The sequence below is a fragment of the Citreimonas salinaria genome (assembly GCF_900107235.1).
GTDB lineage: Bacteria > Pseudomonadota > Alphaproteobacteria > Rhodobacterales > Rhodobacteraceae > Citreimonas > Citreimonas salinaria.
In genome coordinates this window covers 1-19511 of the sequence record NZ_FNPF01000010.1, presented here as the reverse complement: position 1 = coordinate 19511, position 19511 = coordinate 1, and the positions used below count along the sequence as shown (strand labels likewise).

The 19511-nt window shown below is 63.0% G+C and carries 19 protein-coding genes, 2 tRNA genes and 1 pseudogene; 9 read left to right on the top strand and 13 right to left on the bottom strand.

Annotated features, from left to right (window positions below):
* Nucleotides 1-109: 109 nt before the first annotated feature.
* Entirely contained in the window at nt 110-1216 is a 1107-nt protein-coding gene (locus BLW27_RS12825; protein ID WP_089883791.1) for an acetoin utilization protein AcuC, read from the top strand.
* A 51-nt stretch (nt 1217-1267) separates the two neighbouring features.
* Here BLW27_RS12825 and BLW27_RS12820 read toward each other — a convergent pair.
* Nucleotides 1268-1341, bottom strand: a tRNA-Gly gene (locus BLW27_RS12820).
* A gap of 117 nt (nt 1342-1458) precedes the next feature.
* Between BLW27_RS12820 and BLW27_RS12815 the strand changes: the two genes are divergently transcribed.
* Nucleotides 1459-1548 (top strand) — tRNA-Ser (locus BLW27_RS12815).
* A 98-nt stretch (nt 1549-1646) separates the two neighbouring features.
* Here the strand turns inward: BLW27_RS12815 and BLW27_RS12810 are convergent.
* Entirely contained in the window at nt 1647-2072 is a 426-nt protein-coding gene (locus tag BLW27_RS12810) for a hypothetical protein (protein ID WP_218141115.1), read from the bottom strand.
* A 273-nt stretch (nt 2073-2345) separates the two neighbouring features.
* Between BLW27_RS12810 and BLW27_RS20740 the strand changes: the two genes are divergently transcribed.
* Entirely contained in the window at nt 2346-2948 is a 603-nt protein-coding gene (locus BLW27_RS20740; RefSeq protein WP_143042258.1) for a hypothetical protein, read from the top strand.
* A 219-nt stretch (nt 2949-3167) separates the two neighbouring features.
* On the opposite strand, the gene BLW27_RS12805 is transcribed toward BLW27_RS20740, so the two are convergent.
* From BLW27_RS12805 to BLW27_RS12785, 6 genes are all read right to left on the bottom strand, one after another.
* Nucleotides 3168-3638, bottom strand: coding sequence for a helix-turn-helix domain-containing protein (locus BLW27_RS12805; protein ID WP_177177897.1), 471 nt, complete (start codon nt 3636-3638; stop codon nt 3168-3170).
* Nucleotides 3635-3808 (bottom strand): hypothetical protein, encoded by a 174-nt coding sequence (locus tag BLW27_RS21195; RefSeq protein WP_177177896.1) that lies wholly within the window; start codon nt 3806-3808, stop codon nt 3635-3637. Before BLW27_RS21195 ends, BLW27_RS12805 begins: the two co-directional genes overlap by 4 nt.
* Nucleotides 3809-3898: 90 nt before the next feature.
* On the bottom strand, nt 3899-4186 hold the full coding sequence (locus BLW27_RS12795; RefSeq protein WP_089883789.1) for a hypothetical protein: 288 nt from the start codon (nt 4184-4186) through the stop codon (nt 3899-3901).
* Nucleotides 4187-4291: 105 nt separating this feature from the next.
* Entirely contained in the window at nt 4292-4477 is a 186-nt protein-coding gene (locus BLW27_RS12790) for a helix-turn-helix transcriptional regulator (RefSeq protein WP_089883788.1), read from the bottom strand.
* A gap of 132 nt (nt 4478-4609) precedes the next feature.
* The gene (locus tag BLW27_RS20735; protein WP_143042257.1) at nt 4610-5404 is read right to left on the bottom strand and encodes a hypothetical protein; all 795 of its coding nucleotides are present in this window, start codon (nt 5402-5404) and stop codon (nt 4610-4612) included.
* Between the two features lie 198 nt (nt 5405-5602).
* Nucleotides 5603-6841 (bottom strand): tyrosine-type recombinase/integrase, encoded by a 1239-nt coding sequence (locus BLW27_RS12785; protein ID WP_245710869.1) that lies wholly within the window; start codon nt 6839-6841, stop codon nt 5603-5605.
* Between the two features lie 715 nt (nt 6842-7556).
* On the opposite strand from BLW27_RS12785, the gene BLW27_RS12780 reads away from it, so the two are divergent.
* Nucleotides 7557-8138 carry a DUF421 domain-containing protein gene (locus BLW27_RS12780; RefSeq protein WP_089883786.1) on the top strand — a complete coding sequence of 194 codons (582 nt, stop codon included), beginning with the start codon at nt 7557-7559 and terminating at the stop codon, nt 8136-8138.
* 80 nt (nt 8139-8218) lie between these two features.
* On the opposite strand, the gene BLW27_RS12775 is transcribed toward BLW27_RS12780, so the two are convergent.
* Together BLW27_RS12775 and BLW27_RS12770 are read right to left on the bottom strand one after the other, a co-directional pair.
* Nucleotides 8219-9769: a phospholipase D-like domain-containing protein gene (locus BLW27_RS12775; RefSeq protein ID WP_089883785.1), complete on the bottom strand. Its 1551-nt coding sequence runs from the start codon at nt 9767-9769 to the stop codon at nt 8219-8221.
* A gap of 336 nt (nt 9770-10105) precedes the next feature.
* Nucleotides 10106-11331 (bottom strand): IS3 family transposase gene (locus BLW27_RS12770; protein ID WP_089883784.1). Its coding sequence is split into 2 segments (ribosomal slippage): nt 10106-10512 and nt 10512-11331, totalling 1227 coding nucleotides; the frame shifts between segments, so codons are not numbered across the junction.
* Between the two features lie 14 nt (nt 11332-11345).
* Between BLW27_RS12770 and BLW27_RS12765 the strand changes: the two are divergent.
* The 5 genes and pseudogenes from BLW27_RS12765 to sciP all read left to right on the top strand — a co-directional run bounded on the left by BLW27_RS12765 (nt 11346) and on the right by sciP (nt 17721).
* A pseudogene (locus BLW27_RS12765) lies at nt 11346-12218 on the top strand (manganese catalase).
* A gap of 574 nt (nt 12219-12792) precedes the next feature.
* Nucleotides 12793-14259 (top strand): Do family serine endopeptidase, encoded by a 1467-nt coding sequence (locus tag BLW27_RS12760; RefSeq protein ID WP_089883783.1) that lies wholly within the window; start codon nt 12793-12795, stop codon nt 14257-14259.
* Between the two features lie 417 nt (nt 14260-14676).
* The gene (locus BLW27_RS12755) at nt 14677-15498 is read left to right on the top strand and encodes an alpha/beta fold hydrolase (protein ID WP_089883782.1); all 822 of its coding nucleotides are present in this window, start codon (nt 14677-14679) and stop codon (nt 15496-15498) included.
* A gap of 477 nt (nt 15499-15975) precedes the next feature.
* Entirely contained in the window at nt 15976-17214 is a 1239-nt protein-coding gene (locus tag BLW27_RS12750; protein WP_089883781.1) for an AI-2E family transporter, read from the top strand.
* A gap of 234 nt (nt 17215-17448) precedes the next feature.
* Nucleotides 17449-17721, top strand: a complete 273-nt coding sequence (gene sciP / locus BLW27_RS12745; protein ID WP_089883780.1) for a CtrA inhibitor SciP — start codon at nt 17449-17451, stop codon at nt 17719-17721.
* Nucleotides 17722-18046: 325 nt separating this feature from the next.
* Here sciP and BLW27_RS12740 read toward each other — a convergent pair whose 3' ends face one another.
* The 3 genes from BLW27_RS12740 to BLW27_RS12730 all read right to left on the bottom strand — a co-directional run.
* The gene (locus BLW27_RS12740) at nt 18047-18601 is read right to left on the bottom strand and encodes an iron transporter (RefSeq protein WP_177177894.1); all 555 of its coding nucleotides are present in this window, start codon (nt 18599-18601) and stop codon (nt 18047-18049) included.
* Between the two features lie 163 nt (nt 18602-18764).
* Complete coding sequence (locus BLW27_RS12735) at nt 18765-19061, bottom strand: hypothetical protein (RefSeq protein ID WP_089883778.1); 297 nt, start codon at nt 19059-19061, stop codon at nt 18765-18767.
* 106 nt (nt 19062-19167) lie between these two features.
* A partial coding sequence (locus tag BLW27_RS12730) for a transposase (protein WP_143042256.1) occupies nt 19168-19511 on the bottom strand: 344 nt, incomplete at its 5' end.

The window sequence follows — 19511 nt, the reverse complement described above, 5'->3', positions numbered from 1 at the left end:
ACGCGGTTCTATGCCGCTCCGCAGGAGAGTGTAAACTGCCCGCGCGCGCAAGTCGCCTTCCTGCACGGCGCGCCTTGGCCGGTCGCCGCTTCGGACTAGACTGCCCCGGATGGCGTGGTTCATCGGATCGACCATCTATCGCGGCTCGCGCTACGGCCGCCTGCACCCGCTGTCGATCGAGCGTGTGCCGGCGGTGATCGACCTGTCGCGCGCGCTGGGCTGGCTTCCGCCCGAGCGCTACCGCACCTCGCCCCGCGCCAAGCCCGCTGCGCTGACCGGTTTTCATACGCCTGCCTACGTCGCGGCCCTGCACCGGGCCGAGGCCGAAGGCGCGGTCGATCCCGAAATCCGCGCGCGGCACGGGCTGGGCACCATGTCGAACCCGGTCTTCGCCGAGATGTTTCGCCGCCCCGCCACCGCCGTCGGCGGCGGGCTTCTGGCCGCCGAGCTGGTCGCGCGCGGTGGCGTGGTCCTCAATCCCGGCGGCGGCACCCATCACGGCATGCCCGACCGCGCCTCCGGCTTCTGCTATCTCAACGAGCCGGTCATCACGATCCGGCGCCTGCTCGAGATGGGCATCGACCGCGTCGCCTACGTGGACATCGACGCGCATCACGGCGATGGGGTCGAGGCCGCCTTCGACGGCTCGGACCGCGTGCGGATGTTCTCGGTTCACGAGGCGGGGCGGTGGCCCATGACGGGCCTGCTGGACGACACCGCCGGCGGCGCCGCGTTCAACCTGCCGGTGCCGCGCGGGTTCAACGATATCGAGTTCGCGATGGTCCTGCACGAAGCGATCGTGCCGGCCGTCGAGTCCTTCCGCCCCGGCGCGATCTACCTGCAATGCGGCGCCGACGCACTGGCCGAGGACCCGTTGTCCCGGCTGGCGCTGTCGAACGAAAGCCACGTCGCGGCCCTGCACGCGCTGCGCCTGCTTTCGCCGCGTCTGATCGTGGGCGGTGGCGGTGGCTACAACCCGTGGAGCGTGGCGCGCTGCTGGACCCGCATCTGGGGCGAGATATCGGGCCAGGACGTGCCCGGCATGCTGCCACCCGCGGCGCGCGCCGTGCTGGCGCGCCAGCACTGGGCGCGCAGCGGACGGCCGGGGGCCGCATTGCTGGCGACGCTGCGCGACGCGCCGCGACTGGGGCCGATCTCGCACTCGGTGCGGACCGGCGTGGCGACGTTGCGGCAGCGGATGCGGGCGGCGGCGTGACGATGGGCCGTCGCCGGCGCAAGAGACGCACAAGCCGAGGTTGTGGATGGCTGGAGCGGGTAGCGGGAATCGAACCCGCGCGTTCAGCTTGGGAAGCTGACAGGCTACCATTACATCATACCCGCCGCTGGCATTTCGTTACCACCGCGCCAACCCGGCCCGCAACACCAATCTGCACTCCCGAACCCCGCGTCCGAACGGCTTCCAGAATCGCGTGTTGCAGGCTACCTGCTTCCCGTGACGGAGGCTTGGCAGAGCGGTCGAATGCGGCGGTCTTGAAAACCGTTGGGCGTGAAAGCGTCCCGTGGGTTCGAATCCCACAGCCTCCGCCAATACAGCTACTTAAGATACTGTTTTGGCTTTGAAATAAGAGATTAGTTGGCAGTTCGTCCCCCATAATGGCCCCCATTCCGTCAAGGTATGGGGGGTGTCACCGCCCAGCGCCCGACAGCCATGCAAGTCGGCCGAACATCAAGGCGCATGACAGGTCGGACCACTTGTCGTGCTCGGTTACCAGCCGTTCAAAGGTGCGCCAGTGCATCCCCTTCGGTTTTCCGCCGTAGCCGTTCAATATCCCCGGTTCCCATCCGAGCCGCTCGCGGATGCGGTCGGCGCGACGTGCCGCCCGGTCAGAGGCGCTTTCGCTCTGGGATGGATATGCGAGGCCATAGCAGTGACGGCAGGCAAAGACCTTTCCGCCATACAGCACCGCCACACGGCGTCCGCAGCCGCGCGCTGGGCAGAGAAACCACCTTCGCGCGCCGCCCAGGTTGCAACGTGTGGTGTCGAGGGTCACCGCGTAGCGCATAGGTTGCCACTCGCCTCCGCTGTCTCGCGTCCGATAGTCGAGCGTCACGACGCCATCGCCAGCCGCCGCATTGATCGAGCCAATTTTTTCCCCTTGGCACGACCATTGCCAAGCGAACCGCGAGCCGGGGCGCAAGAGGCCGTCGCGGGACCACCGCCGAACATCAATCCGACGGTAGCCCTCCGTGGTCGGCCGTGTGCCCCATCGGTGATGGTTCCCGCTTCCTAAGCCGCCCATACGCCTCCCCAATTTCTCCGAAATCATTTGAATTTTCGTTCTTCCTCGTCCTGTATGCAAGACTGACAACCTGGAAGGTTCGCCATGAACGATAAGAGGATGAGAGGAACGGATTTGCGCTCACTGCTTGCTGCAGCCGTCCTGGCGGTCAGCTTTAGTGCCGCCGATGCTGAGGAAACTCCGCACGTTCTAGGAGCTGACCTGACCCTCGGCGCTGTAAACTATTCAAATATTGCTGTGCTTGACCAAGTGAATGATGGATGTTGGACAAACTCTTCAAACACGTCTGCCCGTGTCCGCCTCCTGTTAGAGCAGAGCGACATAGCCGTGGTGGAAGGGGGATACTTCACCACACTGTTTGCTCCAACCGTAGAATTAAACGCTAATGGATTTCGAGCCGGCGCAGTCTGCGCAGTAAGCGCAACGTTCAAGGTTAGCTACCCAGGCTACGTTGGGTATGGCGGAACCACGGCGCCAAGATACTACTTTTCCGCCGGCGTAACCTTGTTTGAAAGCTCGGCCATCTTCACGAACGGGCGAGACGTCAATGCTCAACTTGCGGACTATTATACTGCTCAAGCTTCGGATTTTGCTTCCAGGGTTATCTCTGCACGTCGGTCTTCGGAGATTAAGGGCTTCTTTGAAAGCTATCCTATGTTCTCTGATGCGCCTCTCCGCTTAGAGTGATTGCGCGTGGGGTAGGCATGGGTCAGATGTTTCCGTAGTGGCCAGTCTGACCTAGCAAGTGCGAAATCCCTGAATTGCGGACGCGCGAATCTGCCGTTGCCGCCGGTTCCGGCCGGTCGGGCCGTAGAGATTTGACCCACCCCCTGCGGTCCGTGCCTATGGCTAGATGTATAGAATGACACAGAAACCGTGCCGGGGTCGGTATCGAGCATGGCACAATCACTGTGACGGCCCCTCACTGACTGCGGATAAATCGGCGGCCGGTGCACAACTACTGTGACAGGAGCGCCCGGATTTTGTGACGGGGTTCTGATTTGGCTGCCAAGAGCGAAACGACAGATCGGGTGGCTTGCCTTCTGCGGTCGGCAACTCGCTAAGCGCCCAGGTTGAGGCGATGCCATGTCCTTCCGCGCCAAGGTGCCCGCGCCTAGTCTCGCGTATCAGCCGCCGTTCTTGCAGCTCGTCGAAGTATCCGCCGACCGTGTTGCGGTGCATATTCAGCAGGTCGGCAGCTTCGCGAATAGCCATGCGGATGTTGCCGTTGTTCCCGCCGTTATATCGGCGCTTGAGTTCGATGTAGAGTGCACGCGGCCCCGGCTTCAGCGTGGCCCAGGCGGGAAGCGCCTGAAACCACTCTGCGAGTTGAACGTGCTTCGATCCCTTGCCGCGCCTTGGGTCGCGCCTGCTCATCGGCGGCCCTCCTGCGCCGTCAGGGCGGCAAGCAAGGCCAAGGCGATGCTGGGGCTGCGACAGGTGCCCAGCGCCAGCGTAGCGGCCTCTTGGCAGCCGTCCGCGAGCCTCACGAGGTAGAGCTGGTATTCCAGCCCTACCGCGTCGAGGCGGTATCCTCTAACAGTCATGCTCGCCTCCATAGGCAAGGGCGGCGAGCGAGCGTGCCAGCGTTTCGGATACGCCATAGCGGCGGCGCAAGCGGGCAATCTGAAGGTTGCTCATCGCGCCACCTCATCCGCCAGCGCGCGCGCGGAAGCTGGGTAGCGCAGCTTGGTCAGATCGGTCCCCGGTGCGAGCCGGTAGTAGGCCGTATTTTCCGGCCCCCGGTATTCCGTCAGAATGGGCCAGTGATATTGCTTCCGCAGCCGTTCGCAGATCGCTGCAAGCCGCCAGCCGCGAACCTCGCGTATCTCGGTTTTGTGGCTGATCGAGCGGCCTTCGATGAGCGCCTTGCAGCACCAGTAAACTTGGGTCGGACTGGAAAACCAGCGGTCCGTTTTTGTCATTTGTGCACGTCCTGTCTTGGCGGACGGTGCGCGATGAGATATGTCCTGCGGTGTCTTACGCCGCGTCGAAATCATACCGCCCGCGCCCCATCCGGGGTGCGGGTTTCAGGTTTCGGCCTTGGTGCGCTTGGCAAGCCACGCGTCTATGCGGCTTTCGGGCCATGCGACGATGCGGGCGCTCAACTTGACCGGGCGCGGAAATTCGCCCCGATCCATGAGCGCGTAGATCGTGCTGCGGCTTAGGCCGGTAATGTCTTGGACTGCGGCTCGTCTGTAGTGTTTCTCAGGCATTTTTGCTCCATCGGCTACTATTGATGCCGGGAGACTGCCGTTTAATTCCGTTGCGTTCACGCCGAAGTTGGCCCAAAAATTGGGTGACTTAGCCCAGATATGCAACGCTTTCGGGCTTAAGAAATGCTTTCCTTATGGGCCGTTTTTCTGGGCAGAATTTTGGGCGGAGGTGCTGCCGACTGTCCACCTTTGCACTGAAGATCGACTTACCTTTTCTTCAAAGGTCTCAGCAACCCAATCAATCGTTGATTGAAGGTTTGCTTCTTTCTTGTCAGACAGCAAACCAGCAGCCTCACGCCGCTTATACTCATTTCGGACGGCAACATGGAGCAAGCCGTCTCCAGCCTTGGGCCGGCCTCTCGATTTTCTGCGCGTCGATACCACGCCTTCTGACGGGATTTTTTCTGCCGGTAGAAGTGTGTCGCCAAATCTCGTTCCAGTTACCGGTAATCCTTGGAACATAGGCTCTGGAAAAATTTCCAGAAGCATCGCGGTCGATATTTGAGCGCCGAAAAATTCCTTCCCCTGAAAGTCCAGGCCAGACCTGTCCCAGTCGATCTTTGCTAGCCTCCACGCAGAGGCTGGAACGTCAACCAGCCTTACAAATTGGACTTCCTGTTCTTCGTCGAGCAGGGGTTCAAATGCTTTCGCAGGAAGCGCTCCATTTGAAAGTTCGATGAAGAGTTTCGCCCTAGCTAGATCTTCAAACCGCCGGATCGGTTCGTGTATTGTCTCAAGCAACTCCGCAAGAAGTGCGTTAGCCTCATCTTCCGCAGATTTCTTTCTGAGCATTTGTCTGAGTTCATCGTCCTCAGAGCCGGAGAACCGCTTTTCAAATTCAATAGAGTCACGGCGGATATCTTCGGCTGAGCGCCCATAGGTTGCGGCGAGGGCATTCTCGTAATCGTGAACGCTGACGTTTGGCAAGAAGTGAAGCCTCAGTTGGAGACAACGAGAGGGTGGCGTCGAATATTGGCACCATATACTCGTCATGTTCAGATGGGTCGGCCCGCGCTTCATCCCGGCGTTCGTTCGGCTCAAATTCGGGTAGCCTGCCCAAGAAAAGCCATTCGGCCGCTTCGGAAATGTAGCAAACATCAGAGAGGACAACCGGCTTATATGCCGTTATGCCGCTAATAAGTTAACCACCTTCGCGTCTTGGCGGGCAGAAAGCCTGGACCAAGAGCACATCAGTTTTCGCCGCTTCTCAAAAAGGTCCGAACGCGCGTAAGCCGCTTCCGCCTTGTTTTGGATGGTATGAGCTAACGCAGCTTCCGTGACTTCGCGCGGCATGTTGGTCCGCTCCTGTGCCCAGACCTTGAACGTCGAGCGGAAGCCGTGAACGTGCACATCGTAGCCCATAACCTTGACCAGCTTCGTCAGCGTCATGTCGGAAATCGGCTTGCCTGCCTTGGTGCCCGGAAAGACCAAGCCGCTTGTGTCGCCCATGCGCTCGCCCAGCGCCTTGGCTTCCAAGAGCAACGCAACCGCGCGCTCGGGCAGGGGCACGCGGTGCGGCTTCTTCGCCTTCATGCGTTCGGCCGGAATGGTCCATTCGGCGCGGTCGAGGTCGATTTCATCCCATCGAGCCAAGCGCACCTCGCCGGATCGGCAGGCCGTCAGAATCACCAGTTCTAAGGCAAGTTTTGTCAGGTCGCTTGCCTTGGTCGCGCGTAGGTCAGCCATGAAGCGCGGAAGGTCGGGATAGGGCAGGGACTTGCGCGGTTCCTGTCCCTTCTCTTGACGCGGTAGGGCGGCCGAAATCGCGTCGGCGGGATTGTCCTGCCGCCAACCTTGCGCAACCGCCCACTTCAAGACAGTGCCGATACGCTGGCGGACGCGACGCGCGGTTTCCGGCTTGGTCAGCCAGATCGGCGTCAGCACCGCCAGCACGTCACCCGTCGAGACTTCGGAAACCCTGACGCGACCCATTCGAGGAAAGACGTAGGTTTCCAGCGTCGCGAGGAATTGCGCCGCGTGTTTCGGGTTGCGCCAAGAGGGACGGTGTATCTCGTGCACCTTCCGCGCGGCTTCCTCGAAGCTTGGAACGGCGTTGGCAGCGCGCTTGTCGCTCAGCGGGTCGCCGCCGCTGCGCGCTTGCTTGCGGTTCTCCAAGGCGGCTTCCCGCGCTTCTGCGAGCGATAGCAGCGAAACCGGACCAAGGCCGATTTCCCGCCGCTTGCCGCGAATGACGATGCGCTGCACCCATCGCTTAGCGCCGCTGGGTTCAACCTTCAAAAAGAGGCCGTGCCCGTCGAAGTATTTGCCAGGGTCTTTGACCGTGCGCACGAATGCGGCTGATAGCGCCTTCTCGGGATGCTGCCCACTCTTGCGCGCGAGAGGTTGCGATTTTCCGTCCGCCATTTCGTCCCCCATTCCTTATAGGAATATGGGGGACGGCGCTGGAACGCACAAGACCAAAGCTGACCCTAAATGCCTGTATTTAAATGGCTACGGGAACAAGTCGGAATGTGTATTGGCAGACACAGCCGCATTCGAACTGGACATCAAGAGCGTTGCACGGCGCCGCTGTGGCTGCCGCAGGCGCTTCTGGCGAAACTGCCAAGAGGTAACGCTGGCGCTGTCTCGTCGCGAAGCTCCCCGCTCCGGTCCTGACGCAGCCACATCGTGTCGTCAGGAAAGACCTCCCCCGCCGATGGACCGTCGCCGCCGCTTGAGGATGACGCAGAAAGGTATTCTCCATAATCAGGATCCGAGGACATCGCGCGCGATGCGTCAAACGACCGGCTGCCTGCCCAAGCCCGCGGGGGCCGCTCTGGTGACGCTGTTGTCCGCCACTTGCAGGTCGTGAACAGCGTGAGCAGCCGGATCTTCGTCGCCTACGTGATGCACTTCGTTCCTGCCCTCGGGCCGTTCGACCAGTGATCATCACGTCTTTGCATGCTCTCTTCGGCATCTTCTTCGGAGCCGCCGTTGGCTTCGAGGGCTTTATCTGGTCGCTGTTCATCGTGGCGGTCGGGAACTTTGTCGGCGGCCGGAGCTTGGTCGCACATCACGTAGGCGAAGAGCTGACAAGACTGCTCGGCGGGCGGCGGCGCACCAGCCGGAAAGGGAAAGGGTGGAAGGCCTTCAGAACATCCAGCCGTTCGACTGGTATCGCGTGTTCATCGGTGAGGGGACAAGCGTCCTCTTCTTGCTTGAGATCGCGTTCCGAACTGCTGTCATGTATCTCTACGCGTTGATATTCGCGCGTTTCGTGGGGAAACGATCGGTCGGCCAGGTTAGCCCGTTCGAGTTCATCATGATCATCGTCATAAGTTCTGCCGCTGGCGACCCGATGTTCTATGCCCACGTGCCTCTTCTCTACGGAGTAGTGGTGCTGACCGTTGTCATGCTCCTCCACCGCGGCATGAGCGCGCTTACCGACAAAAGCGAGCGCGGCGAGGATCTGCTCGAAGGCGAGCCGATCCTCGTCATAGAGGAAGGGAACTTGATCGATCAAGCCATCGGCCGCGGCACGATCTCGAAACGGGAGTTGATGTCGCAACTTCGTCAACAAGGCATCGGCGACGTGGGAGAGGTCGAGAAAGCCTTCTTCGAGCCGAACGGTAAGTTCAGCATCTTTCAGGCCGACAATGAAAACCAGAAGAAGACGCAGTCGACGATGCCCGCCGATTACACGCGCCGGCCTGGTGTATGAGCGCTTCCGACACGACATAACGGGGAGCCTGAGCCGACTTTACTGGCGACGATCGGCGCGGCACGTGGCGCTGGAATGGTCTACGTTCGGTAGCGTGACGACTTCCTGATGCGAGCTATCAACGCCAGTCCGGCAAGCGACGCGATCGCAGCGGACGCCAGGAAGATCCCAGGCCGACTGGGTTTCCACCACCGGCCGAGCGGCTTGTAAGGGTCCAGAAGCGCGTTGTGCTCCACCGGCACGAGACGGTTCGGGCGCGGCTCATCGAAATGTGCCAGACGGCGCCGGCTGGTCCCATTCAAGGCGTCGATGGCGCTGACAAGCGATCCTTCCTCGGTGAGCGTCGCGGAGAAGACGTCCGCGCTAACGCCAAGGTGCTCTGCCAGCAGATCGTTCCGGACGTCGACGATCTGCCCGCGGACCCGCGACGCGTCAGGCGCCCGGGCGGCCTCGATCGCAAGATCGCATTCCGTGTCCACGCCCATCGAGCGGTTGTTCATGTTCGCCGACCCGATCCGCAGCAGGGCATCGTCCACCACCATGACCTTCGAATGCACCACGATCTCCTCATCGCCGTTCACGGCGGCGAACAGCCTGAAACGGCCATGTTTGTCCGCTTTCTGAAGATCGTGCAGCATCCGGGTGCGTGCGGTGTCCATGGCGACCTGTTCGGTGGCGCTGGGAGCGCGCTTGGGGTTCACGACAACGATGTCGGGGCCATCCGCCTCTTTCAGGCGTGCTGCCATCGCATCGGCAATCCGGGGCGCAGCAAAATATTGGCTTTCGACGTAGATGCTGTCTCGGGCGGCGGCAATCGAGTCAAGGAACAAAGCTTCCGCCTCGCGGATTTCGGGACGATCGCGCCAGGCAGGGGCAGTCCTGACAATTCCCACCGGCACATCGTGGAAATCCGGAATGGTGTCCTCTGGCCATGCATCCGGGTTAGGCGGGGTCGGAGCGAGCGGCTCGCCGGTCGCCAGCCGCCACCTTTCCCGCGCAAGATCGCCGAGCGCGCGTGCTGCATCGCCATCGACGGCCAGCATCACGTCGTGATGTGCCTCGTACGGTTGTCCAGTGGGCATCCGGCGGCGCGGTTCCTCTGGAAGGTGATCGCGCGTATCCCACCGGTTCGCGGCAAGGTCGAAGCCCCCACAGAAAGCAACCGCGTCATCGACCACCAGGACCTTCTGGTGGTGGGATGCAAGGGCAGGGTGCGCCGCATCCAACCTATAGCGCACGCGGCCGGAATTCATGTCAGCTGCCTGCGCGCCAGGCAGTTCCCGTCGACCCAGCGCCAGTGCCGGCGTCTTGTCCCAAGCCAGAACGTGGACGCTCAGGCCCTCTCGCTCGTCGGCCAGCGTCTCGAGAAGGGCCCCGATCTCGTCTGGCCAGTGCGGGTCGGACTGCCCGGGCTGCAGTCGCGCCTGCTCGGCGAAGTTCCAGCCCAGGATCTGGATCGAGTGCCGGGCCTTCAGCAGAGCCTGTTTGGCGGCGGTGAAATATGCTTCGCCATCGACAAGGCAGGAGGCGCGACCGGCCGTTTCAATCCGCCAGCAGTTGCGGCCCGGCTGCATGATGAACCCGTTGCCGCTGTATCCACCGCTGTCGTTCTGCATCTGCTCCGTCGTCATGATCGGTCTGCTTCCTTTGCATTGCTGGATCGGTTCTCGCGGAGACAAGAAAAGCCAGTGCGGCTTGTTCCGATGGGATTGGCAGCGGGGGCCGAAGACCTTGCGGACGCAACCGGTCTATAAGCTTATGCGGCGCGCATTAGACGGGCCGGCCGCGTCCGCACCCAATTTCCGTGGTGCGGTTGGGGGAAAATCTCTTCTGCACTCTCGTTCGCACCACGTTCATCCGCATGTTCATCAAGGGAGAAAGAGCATGTTTTTCCGTGCCAACCAGTTCCAGTACAATGCGAAGCCGGAGAAGCCGGATCCTAGTCTTGCCCCCGTTTCGCCGGACACTCAGGCAGTTGCGGTTTGAGCTGCGATGAAGTCGCGTGGCGAGCGCACCTTCAGCCCTGAGTGCGGGTGGTTGTCGTTGTAGTCCTCGAACCATCCGGCGATCAATTCGAGGACTGTGGCGGCATCCGGTAGCGGCGTCACATGGACGTAGTCCCGCTTCAGCGTCTTCACGAAAGCTTCCGAGATGCCGTTGCTCTGCGGGCTCTTCACGGGCGTAAAGCAGGGCTTCAGGCCGATCTGGCGGGCGAAGATGCGTGTCTCCTTCGCGATGTAAGGCGAGCCATTGTCGCTCAGCATTTTGACTGGATGATGTGTCCTGTAGGCTCTGAACCGCTGCTCGACCGCCTCCAACATCATGTCGCGGATGTCCGAGCCACTGATGCCGGCATTCACCACGGCTCGCCAGAGATGATTTCCCTGTCGTGCGCGTCGATGATGAACGCGCCCCTGATGATCTCGCCGCTCCAGCAGGTGAACTCGAACCCATCCGAGCACCAGCGGATATTCGAGCGCATAGTCACGACCTTGCCCTCATGGGTCAGTTCCGGCCGCTCGGTATATCTGCGAGCCAGCAGAAGGTTGTGCGCCTGCATGATGCGGTAGACGCGCTTATGGTTGATGGGCGCGCCGCCCTCCGCCCGGAGCTGGCGGTTCAGGAGCGCCGTGATGCGGCGGTAGCCGTAGGTCGGGCGCGCCGCGACCAGCGCTGTGATCAGCGGCAGGACGGCCGCGTCTTGCGCTTTATGATAGCGCCGACGCGGCTTTGCGCTCCCGGTCAGGCGAGCATGGAGGTTGGATCGGGAGACGCCCAAAGTCTCGGCCACGACCTTCACCGGAAACCGTCCTTCGGCTGCGACTTCGCAAGCCACGTGCGTTTTTTTTGAGCGCGTTTTGTCCAGAGCCTCCTTGAGGATCTCGACCTCGAGCGTCTTCCGCCCGAGCTGCCGCTCCAGTTCTCGGATGCGATCTTCCATCTGGCGAACGGCCCGATTGCTGGTCACATCGTCATCTTCGGACACGGCTACGGCTCCCCCATCCAGCATCAGGCGACGCCAACGATACAGCAGGTTCGGAGCAACGCCATTCCGGCGAGCGACGACCGAAATGCTGGCGCCGTCCTCCAGGGTCTCCTCGACGATCCGCAGCTTCTCGGCAGCAGACCAGCGGCGCCGACGGTCGCCATCGGTGATGATCTCGTAGTCAGACATAAGCACGTGCTTAGGCATATGCCTAAGCCTCCATGGTTATGCCCAAGTGTCCGGTCGAAACGGGGGCCAGTTCAGATCCGGTCTATGCCAAAAAGCTGCAGGAGGTGCTCGGCGGCCAGTGGGGCGAGATCAGCGTCATGATGACCTATCTCTTCCAAGGCTGGAACTTCCGTGCGCCGCAGAAATACCGTGACATGATCTTGGACATCGGCACCGAAGAGATCGCGCACGTCGAAATGCTTGCGACAATGATCGCACGTCTTCTCGAAAGCTCGCCCGTCGAGGCCCGCGAAGAGGCCGCCAAGAATTCGGCAGTCGGTGCGATCATGGGTGGTTCGCGGCTGGAAGACGTGCTGGTCGCGGGCATGAACCCGCAGCACGCGATCGTCTCGGGTTCGGGCGCCACGCCGACCGACAGCGTCGGCTATCCTTAGACCTCGCGCTACACGATCGCGTCGGGCAATCTGCTCGCCGACTTCCGCTTCAACGTAACGGCCGAAAGCCAGGGCCGCCTGCAGGTCACTCGCCTCTATGAGATGACCGACGACCCTGGCGTGCGCGACATGCTATCGTTCCTGATCGCGCGGGACACGATGCACCAGAACCAGTGGCTTGCTGCCATTGAGGAACTCGAGGCGGACGGCCTCGGCGCCACCCCCGCGTCGGACACGTTCCCGCAGGACCGCGAGATGTCGGAGGTCGCATACCAGTTCTGGAACTGCTCTGAAGGAACCGAAAGCGCCGAGGGCCGCTGGGCCAAAGGTCCGGCGCCGGACGGCAAAGGTGAGTTCGAATACCTCGCCAACCCGAAGCCGCTGGGCGAAACCGTCACGGAGCTGGGCCAGACCGACCCGCGGCTCCACAGCACGCCGAAGAAGCCGTTGCCGCCAGAGTCGTCGAGCTGATCCGGCGCCGGGGGCGCAGTCAGCGCCCCCGTTTGCAGCCGCCGGTGCGAGAGCACCGCCAACAGGCTGTAGCTGCCGCGCCGGCGACCCGATCCTACCTACCATCAGAGCGGCATGCCAGATCACCGGCATCCTTCGCCTGCTACTGCAGGGCGAGGGCGGCTTCGCCGGCAAAATGATGACAACCGGCGGCCGAGAGCACTCAGGTCGGCGGCGGAGTGCAGCGGCGTTCTACCCTTCGACCGCGCTGCAACCAGCGATACCTCGGAGCCAAACCTCCGGTCAATTTCCTCCAGCTTCTTCAATGGTGGCGCACCTTGTCCCCCGGCAGTGGAGCCGGCCATCCGGCCGCACCGGTGCCGCGAGATAAAGCACGCCACTCGTTTTTGGTGATCTCCTCGCGCCGTTTGTGGCTTGGGCTGCGGTAATCGGGGGTGTCTTTGCCGATGTTGATCGCCTTCCTTCGCCGGCACGGTCGTCCCTTGTTCAGGCTGGCGCAGGCGCGAGGAACCGGCAGAGGAGACGCGGCGTTACCCCCACGCACCGACCATCCCAAGCCAACGGAGATCATCCGATGTCGCCAATGCCCAAGTCCGGCCGCATGAGCGCGGCCGCGGTCGCGCTTGCCCTGTCCCTGACTGCGATCGAGGCGCCCGCGCAGGAGGCGACGCGATCCGCGCCCGCCGATTTCACCGCCATGGTCGAGGAAAAGCTGCCCGCCGTCGTCGGCATCCGGTCCACCGGCCCGTCGCCGCAGACCAGCGCGGGTGGCATGCCGGGGATGCCTCCGGGGATGCCCGGAATGCCGCCGGGCTTCGATGACTTCTTCGGCGACCAGATGCCCCGGCAGCCGCAGGGGCCCATGCGCAGCCAGGGGTCGGGCTTCATCATCTCGGCCGACGGCTACGTCGTGACCAACAACCACGTGGTCGCCGACGCCGAGCAGGTCCAGGTCGTGCTCGACGACGAGCGTGAATACGACGCCGAGGTGATCGGCACCGACCCGGCGACGGACATTGCGCTGCTGAAGATCGACGCCGAGGAGGACCTGCCCACGGTCGAATGGGGGTCCTCGGACGATCTCAAAATCGGCCAGTGGGTGGTCGCCATCGGCAACCCGTTCGGCCTGGGCGGCACCGTCACCGCGGGCATCGTGTCGGCGCGGTCGCGCGACATCAACTCGGGCCCCTACGACGACTTCATCCAGACCGACGCGGCGATCAACTCGGGCAACTCGGGCGGGCCGCTGTTCAACGCGCCGGGCGAGGTGGTCGGCGTGAACACCGCGATCTTCTCGCCCTCGGGCGGCAACGTGGGCATCGGCTTTGCCGTGCCGTCGGCGGTCGCGCAGCGTATCGTCGAGGACCTGCGCGAGGACGGCAGCGTCGAGCGCGGCTGGCTGGGCGTCCAGATCCAGAGCATCGACGACGCACTGGCCGAGGCGCTGGATCTGGCCGACACCACCGGGGTGCTTGTCTCGGACGCCACCGCCGGCGGGCCGGCGGCCGAGGCCGGCCTGCAGGCGGGCGACGTCATCGTTTCCGTCGCCGGAGAGGACGTTTCGGACCCGCGCGGGCTGACCTTCGCGGTGGCCGATCTGCCCGTGGGCGAGCCGGTGGCCGTGACCTACCTGCGCGACGGTGAGCGGCAGGAGGCCGAGGTCACGCTGGGCGAGCGTCCCGACATGGGAATGTCAACCGATCCGGCCGCACCCGAACAGGACGCACTGCCCGACGGTCCGACGATCGGCGTGGCGATCCAGCCGGTGACGCCGCAGTTGCGCAGCGAGATGGGGCTTCCCTCCGACCTCGAAGGTCTGGCGGTGGCGTCTGTCGATCCCGAAAGCCCCGCCGCCGAGGCCGGTCTGCGCCAGGGCGACGTGATCGTGCAGGCCGCGGGCCAGCCGGTGCCGGACGTCGCTGCGCTGCGCGAAGCGGCCGCGGCCGCGGAAGAAGAGGGCGAACCCCTGCTGCTGCGCATCTACCGCGATGGCGGCTACGCCTTCCGGGCGGTGACCTTCCCGGAGAACGCCGCGGACTGATCCGCTCCGGCGGAGTTCATCCCCGAGGCGCCCCGGATTCGGGCCGGGGCGCCACTTTTCTGCCGGTTCGCGTTGCGTTTCTGCAGAGCACCCTTACGCCGATGAGACGCGTCGGCCGGCCCACCTGATAGATGAACATGCATAAGCTGCAGCTTCGGCCCTGATACCACGCCGCCCGTACGGGCAACCCGGCGCGGCTCCGGGCGGACGGTGCCGGCGCCGCCCAGCCTGCCGCCGGAACAGCGATCCGTCGTCTCAACAGCACCGTTAGGGAGGTCGCCGGGACCGACGGATGCACAAGGTCTTGAGGACCAAGCGACCTCGGAAGAGTCGCGGACGCCGACGCGGCACGGCAGAACACCATTCGTGGGGCCGACGGCGGTTAAAGAACGAGACCGGACACCATCAGGGAAACTCATGATCAAACCAAAGAGCGAGCCGCGCCGGTCGGCCCCGCCGCTGAGCGAGCACATCATCGACGTCAATGGCTTCAAGACCTTCACACGGACTTCAGACAAGCGAGACGGCACGCCGGTCGTGATGATTCACGGCCAAGGTGTGTCCAGTCGCTTTGAATCACCGAGCGCCCGGGAACTGGCCGAGGATTTCGAGGTGCACGTGCCGGACCAGCCAGGCTTCGGCCGCAGCGAAGGCCCCCCGCAAGCCCTCGGTGTCGACGAGTTGGGGGATTTCACCGCCGCCTATGTCAGGGCCTACTGCAGCTCTCCGGTCGCGCTGGTAGCGACATCCTACGGGTGTCAGGTGGCGGTCGCCTGCGCCGTCAGGCATCCGGATATCGTCGAGCGTCTCGTGCTGCAGGGGCCCCCGTCGGCACCGGGCGATCGCGGTGCAAGCCGAATGGTGCAGCTCTGGATCCGGAACTCGCGGATGGAGCCGTCAAGCAAATCGGATGCGCTCCTTCTCCTCGACGACTATCGCAGGGCCGGGTTTCGACGCGTCTACGACACGTTCAACGCCTATCGGCTTTATCCCATCTCGCAGAAGCTCAAGGAGGTCAGGATGCCCACTCTGGTTGTCAGTGGCGAGCATGACCAGATGGTATCGCAGGAGTGGGCCCGGACAGTCGCGGATCTACTGCCGAAAGGCCAGCTGAAGATCCTGAGCGGCATCGCCCACACCATGAGTCATTTCTGGCCGCGCGAGCTGGCGGATGCCGTCCGTCCGTTCCTGGAGGAAGGCGCGGCGGACAAGCCACGCTTGGGCCAGCCAGCAGTCTGACCTCTCCGGGAATGCGGCGAAATGCGTTGCCGGATCGGCGGATGCGCCGGTACCCGCAACGGCGACCGGATAGGCGACTATGTGCGCTGCGATCTGCCCCCGTTGCCGGATCGCTGTCGCGACATCGCGTCCGACGACCTGCTGGTTGCTTTGGATCCCTAAGCTACGCGCTTAATGAACTCGTGCGACTCGCAGCGGATACCTTACCCGGGCTGACAAACTTCCGTTGTGAGGCAGGATTGAGCTGCTGCCTTCACGCTGATCAACCTCAGGTCCTAATTCTGCGATCTGCCGAACGCTGGGCGCCTTCCAAGAGCGGGACAGCAAAGCCGCAGTCGGAGCGAGCCATCACGCATGGTCGATTGTTTCGACGGAACATCGGACACGGAACGGCTGTTGACCCGGTACCGGCCGAAGCCTCTTCGCGCGACAGCTGTACCGGCTGCGCTCTGCAGCCGACATCATTTGTGAGGTATCATGGACAAGACAGGCATTCCCTCTCAGCCCGATGAGAAGGCCCGTTGGAGAAGTATGCTGCTTGGATGCGTGGCGGTGATGACCGTCATTCTGCTCGGATGGATGCTGCGGGCGGCTGCAATCTTCTTCGTGCCGGTCGTCTTCTCGATCTTTCTCGCGCTTCTCGTCGCGCCCGTAGATCGCTGGGGGACCAAGCGGGCGCCGGACAGATTTCCCTGGCTTGGGCATGTCGCTGCGATGGGAACGATTCTCTTGGCACTGCTTGTATTCCTGGGCAGCGTCTGGTTCGCGTCTCAGCAGGTCGTCGAGCGGTTTCCCTTGGGCTCCGGGGAAACGACTGAGCTGCTGCCGTCACTCGGTGAAGAGGATGATGACGCAGAGTTGGCGCCGGCCGCCGGTGCGCCGCAGCCTGAGACCGGTTCATCACCCCAGGATGACACGGCTGCCGACGCTCCGGCGGACGATACGACAGGTACCGGTTCTGACGAAATCCTTTCGCGCTTCGGCGAACTCTTCGGCGTGGCGGGCGGTTCGCTTTCCACGCGTCTTGCTGAATGGGCCTCCAGCTACGCCACGACCGTTTTGAGCGCCGCCGGCACGACGTTGGGTGCCGCTGTCCTGGTTTTCTTTCTGACGCTCATGATGCTGATCGAAGGACCGCGATGGCCCAAGAAGTTCGCCTATGAATCCCACGGCTCCTCCAAACAGGGCGTGGTGGAGACGGCTCGCACGATCGCCCAACGACTCCGGGGCTTCCTCTGGGCGCGCACCATCATGGGGGTGATGACCGCGTTCCTCTACGTCGTGTGGCTCTGGATCTTCGGCATCGACCTTCTGATCGTCTGGGCGTTGCTGACCTTCTTCCTCAGTTTCATCCCGACGCTGGGGTCTCTTATCGCGGGCATTCTGCCGGTACTCTACGCCCTCGCGCAGAAGGATCTCGGCACCGCGGTCTTCGTCGGAATAGGACTGCTCGTGATCGAGCAGATCATGGGCAACTATGTCGATCCGCGCGTTCAGGGCCGAAAGGTCTCGCTGTCGCCACTGGTGGTCCTGATCGCCCTTCTGCTATGGGGCTGGATGTGGGGGATCGCCGGAGCCGTACTCGCCGTACCGATGACGATCGCCATTGCGATCATATCGGCGCACTTCGAGCCGCTCCGGCCCCTGGCGCTCATCCTCAGCAACAAAACCGAGCCCGAGGGTATCGATCGCGTGGCCACTCCTGACAGCCAATGATCCGCCGCTCGGTGCCCCGGAGGCAGGTTGGCGCATGCGGCACGAAAGACCGTGCGGCCGCGCAAAATCTCTCCCGCCTCAAGCTCCGTAGCAGAGGACGCCGGCTGATCGCTTACGCTCCGAGGACTGCGTCTGGTGCATTTTCAGAAAGTGCGTGTTTTATCCCAGCCCGCGCTTAGGCCTACCTTAATGTCACCATGACCAATTGGGTGCGTCTGCCGTGGTGGGATCGGTATGTGCCTGAAGAAGACTGCAGGGCCTCGATTGGTGAAGTTGCTGGACGGCTCCGTGATGACGAGAGACGATCTGCCTGATACGGATACACAGCGGTGGGTAGCGTCGCGTAAAGCAGCGGTGGTGAATGCGGTTCGACATGGGCTCATCCACGCCGAGGAAGCGGCTGAACGCTACAGCGATGAAGAACTGGCGCATTGGATGGAAGCCTGGGAAATCCATGGTGAAAATGCTCTGAAGGCGACGCGCATACAGCATTTCCGCAGGCGCTGAACGAGCCGTGCCGAGGTCGCGCCGCGGACCAATGGCGGTTCGGTGAAGCTCGGCGCGGCCTTACACCCGTTCCAGAACGTCGGCGCCGGGGTCTTGCACGGCGATCGCACCTGTCACGACCGCAGTGAGTCCGTGACTAAGCCGTATGGCCGACGGCGGCGATGGATGCGGATGGCTGCCATTCGCGAGCCGGGTAGCCTTTTCCCCGCGACTGTTCGACTGGCAGCCACAGGCCCCTGAAGGATCAACCGCACCAAGGCAAGCCCAAGCGGTGGTGGCGGTAGATCCCCGCCCCCGACCAAGCGCTGCTCGAAGCGGGCACCGTTCAGTCCTGCCCGCGTTCGACCTTGACATTGTCGAAGGTGACCTCTGCCCCCTTCAGGAAGCGCCGTCCGTTCTTCTCGTCGTGGCGCGAGAACGTTGGCGCCTCGAAGCGCACCTTCAGGGTGTAGGATCCATCCGCCGGCAGCGTCCAGTTCCGGCCGTAGTGATACAGGTAGGGGTGCCACAGGAACGGCAGTTCATGCGTGCCGATCTCCTTCCCGTCGCCGTCGATCACCGTCGCCTCGACCTTGAGGCCGGGGATCAGGCGCCCGTCGGCTGCATCCCGAACGGCGACCTCGATATGCGCGTTCTCGTCATCGGGCTCGGTCCATTCCAAGTCCCCGCCCTTGGGAACCCACATGCCTTCGGCTTCCTCGACGGCGTACGCGACAAGATACTCTCCCGATTGCACCTCGCGCCCGTCATGGGCGATCTCGTCGGTCATGTGGCGCAGCGTGCGTGTCAGCGCCTCGCCCTGAGCTCGGCCAAGCTCGAGCCCCTTCTTGTCACCTTCGTCGCTGGGCACGAGAGGGTTGGTTCCGTCTTGCTTAGTCATAGCTGCAACTCCTTCCATTTCCCGGACAACGGCGGGATTCAGCAGCAGTTCCAGTCAGTGGGGTACGCGGACTCCAGCAGCCTGGCCTGTACAGTGGCGCGGCCTCACCCGAACGTTCCGGCGCGTCGCAGTAGTGGCCTTGTCGCTGGACGGTTTCTCTGGATCAGAGGGCATCTTTCATCTCGGACTCGAGGCGCTTCTGGAGCCTGCGGCGTGCGAACCACCCGCGCAGCTGCTTGGTCGACATCTTCTCTGGTTGAAACACCGCTTCGTCGCCCTCGCGTATCACGCTGTAGGCTTTCGACCCGGCCGAGGTCGTGGCCGAATACCCGGTCTGGGCTACCACCGTCAGTGTGAGGCGCTCGATTGTCTTTGGTTCAACCTGATTGTTCCCATGCATCTCGATGCGTGTCAGCAAATCTTCGAAGCTGCCGGCGTCGAAGTAGTCGCCCGACGCCATTGGCCCCTCGTTCGTCGCAGCTTTGGCGGAATCCAGGTCTTCGCTGTGGATGGGTATTGTTGCGTAACTCACGCCTAAGGCGTGACTTCCCCTTTCCCCGCTGATGTCATGCCACGCGAACGATCTCGGCGGTGCCGAGGGCTGAGAAGCGGTTCATGAGTGCGACGCGGATGTGGATTTCGGCGGTTTGGCGGTCGGGATCTCTTGCGGCGATGCGCTCGCCGAATGCCTTGAGGCATCGCATCTTCGCCTCCACGCGGCTCCTGGCGTGGTATCCGGTCCAGTGCTTCCAGAACGCCCGGCCGTAGTGTTTCGTGGCGCGTAGCGTCTCGTTCCGAGCCTTCGCTGCCGGGCTGTCTTCCTTCCAGGGGCGCCCGTTCTTCCGGATCGGAATGATCGGCGTGGCTTGCCGGTCGATGATGGAGGCATGGCAGCGGCGGGTGTCGTAAG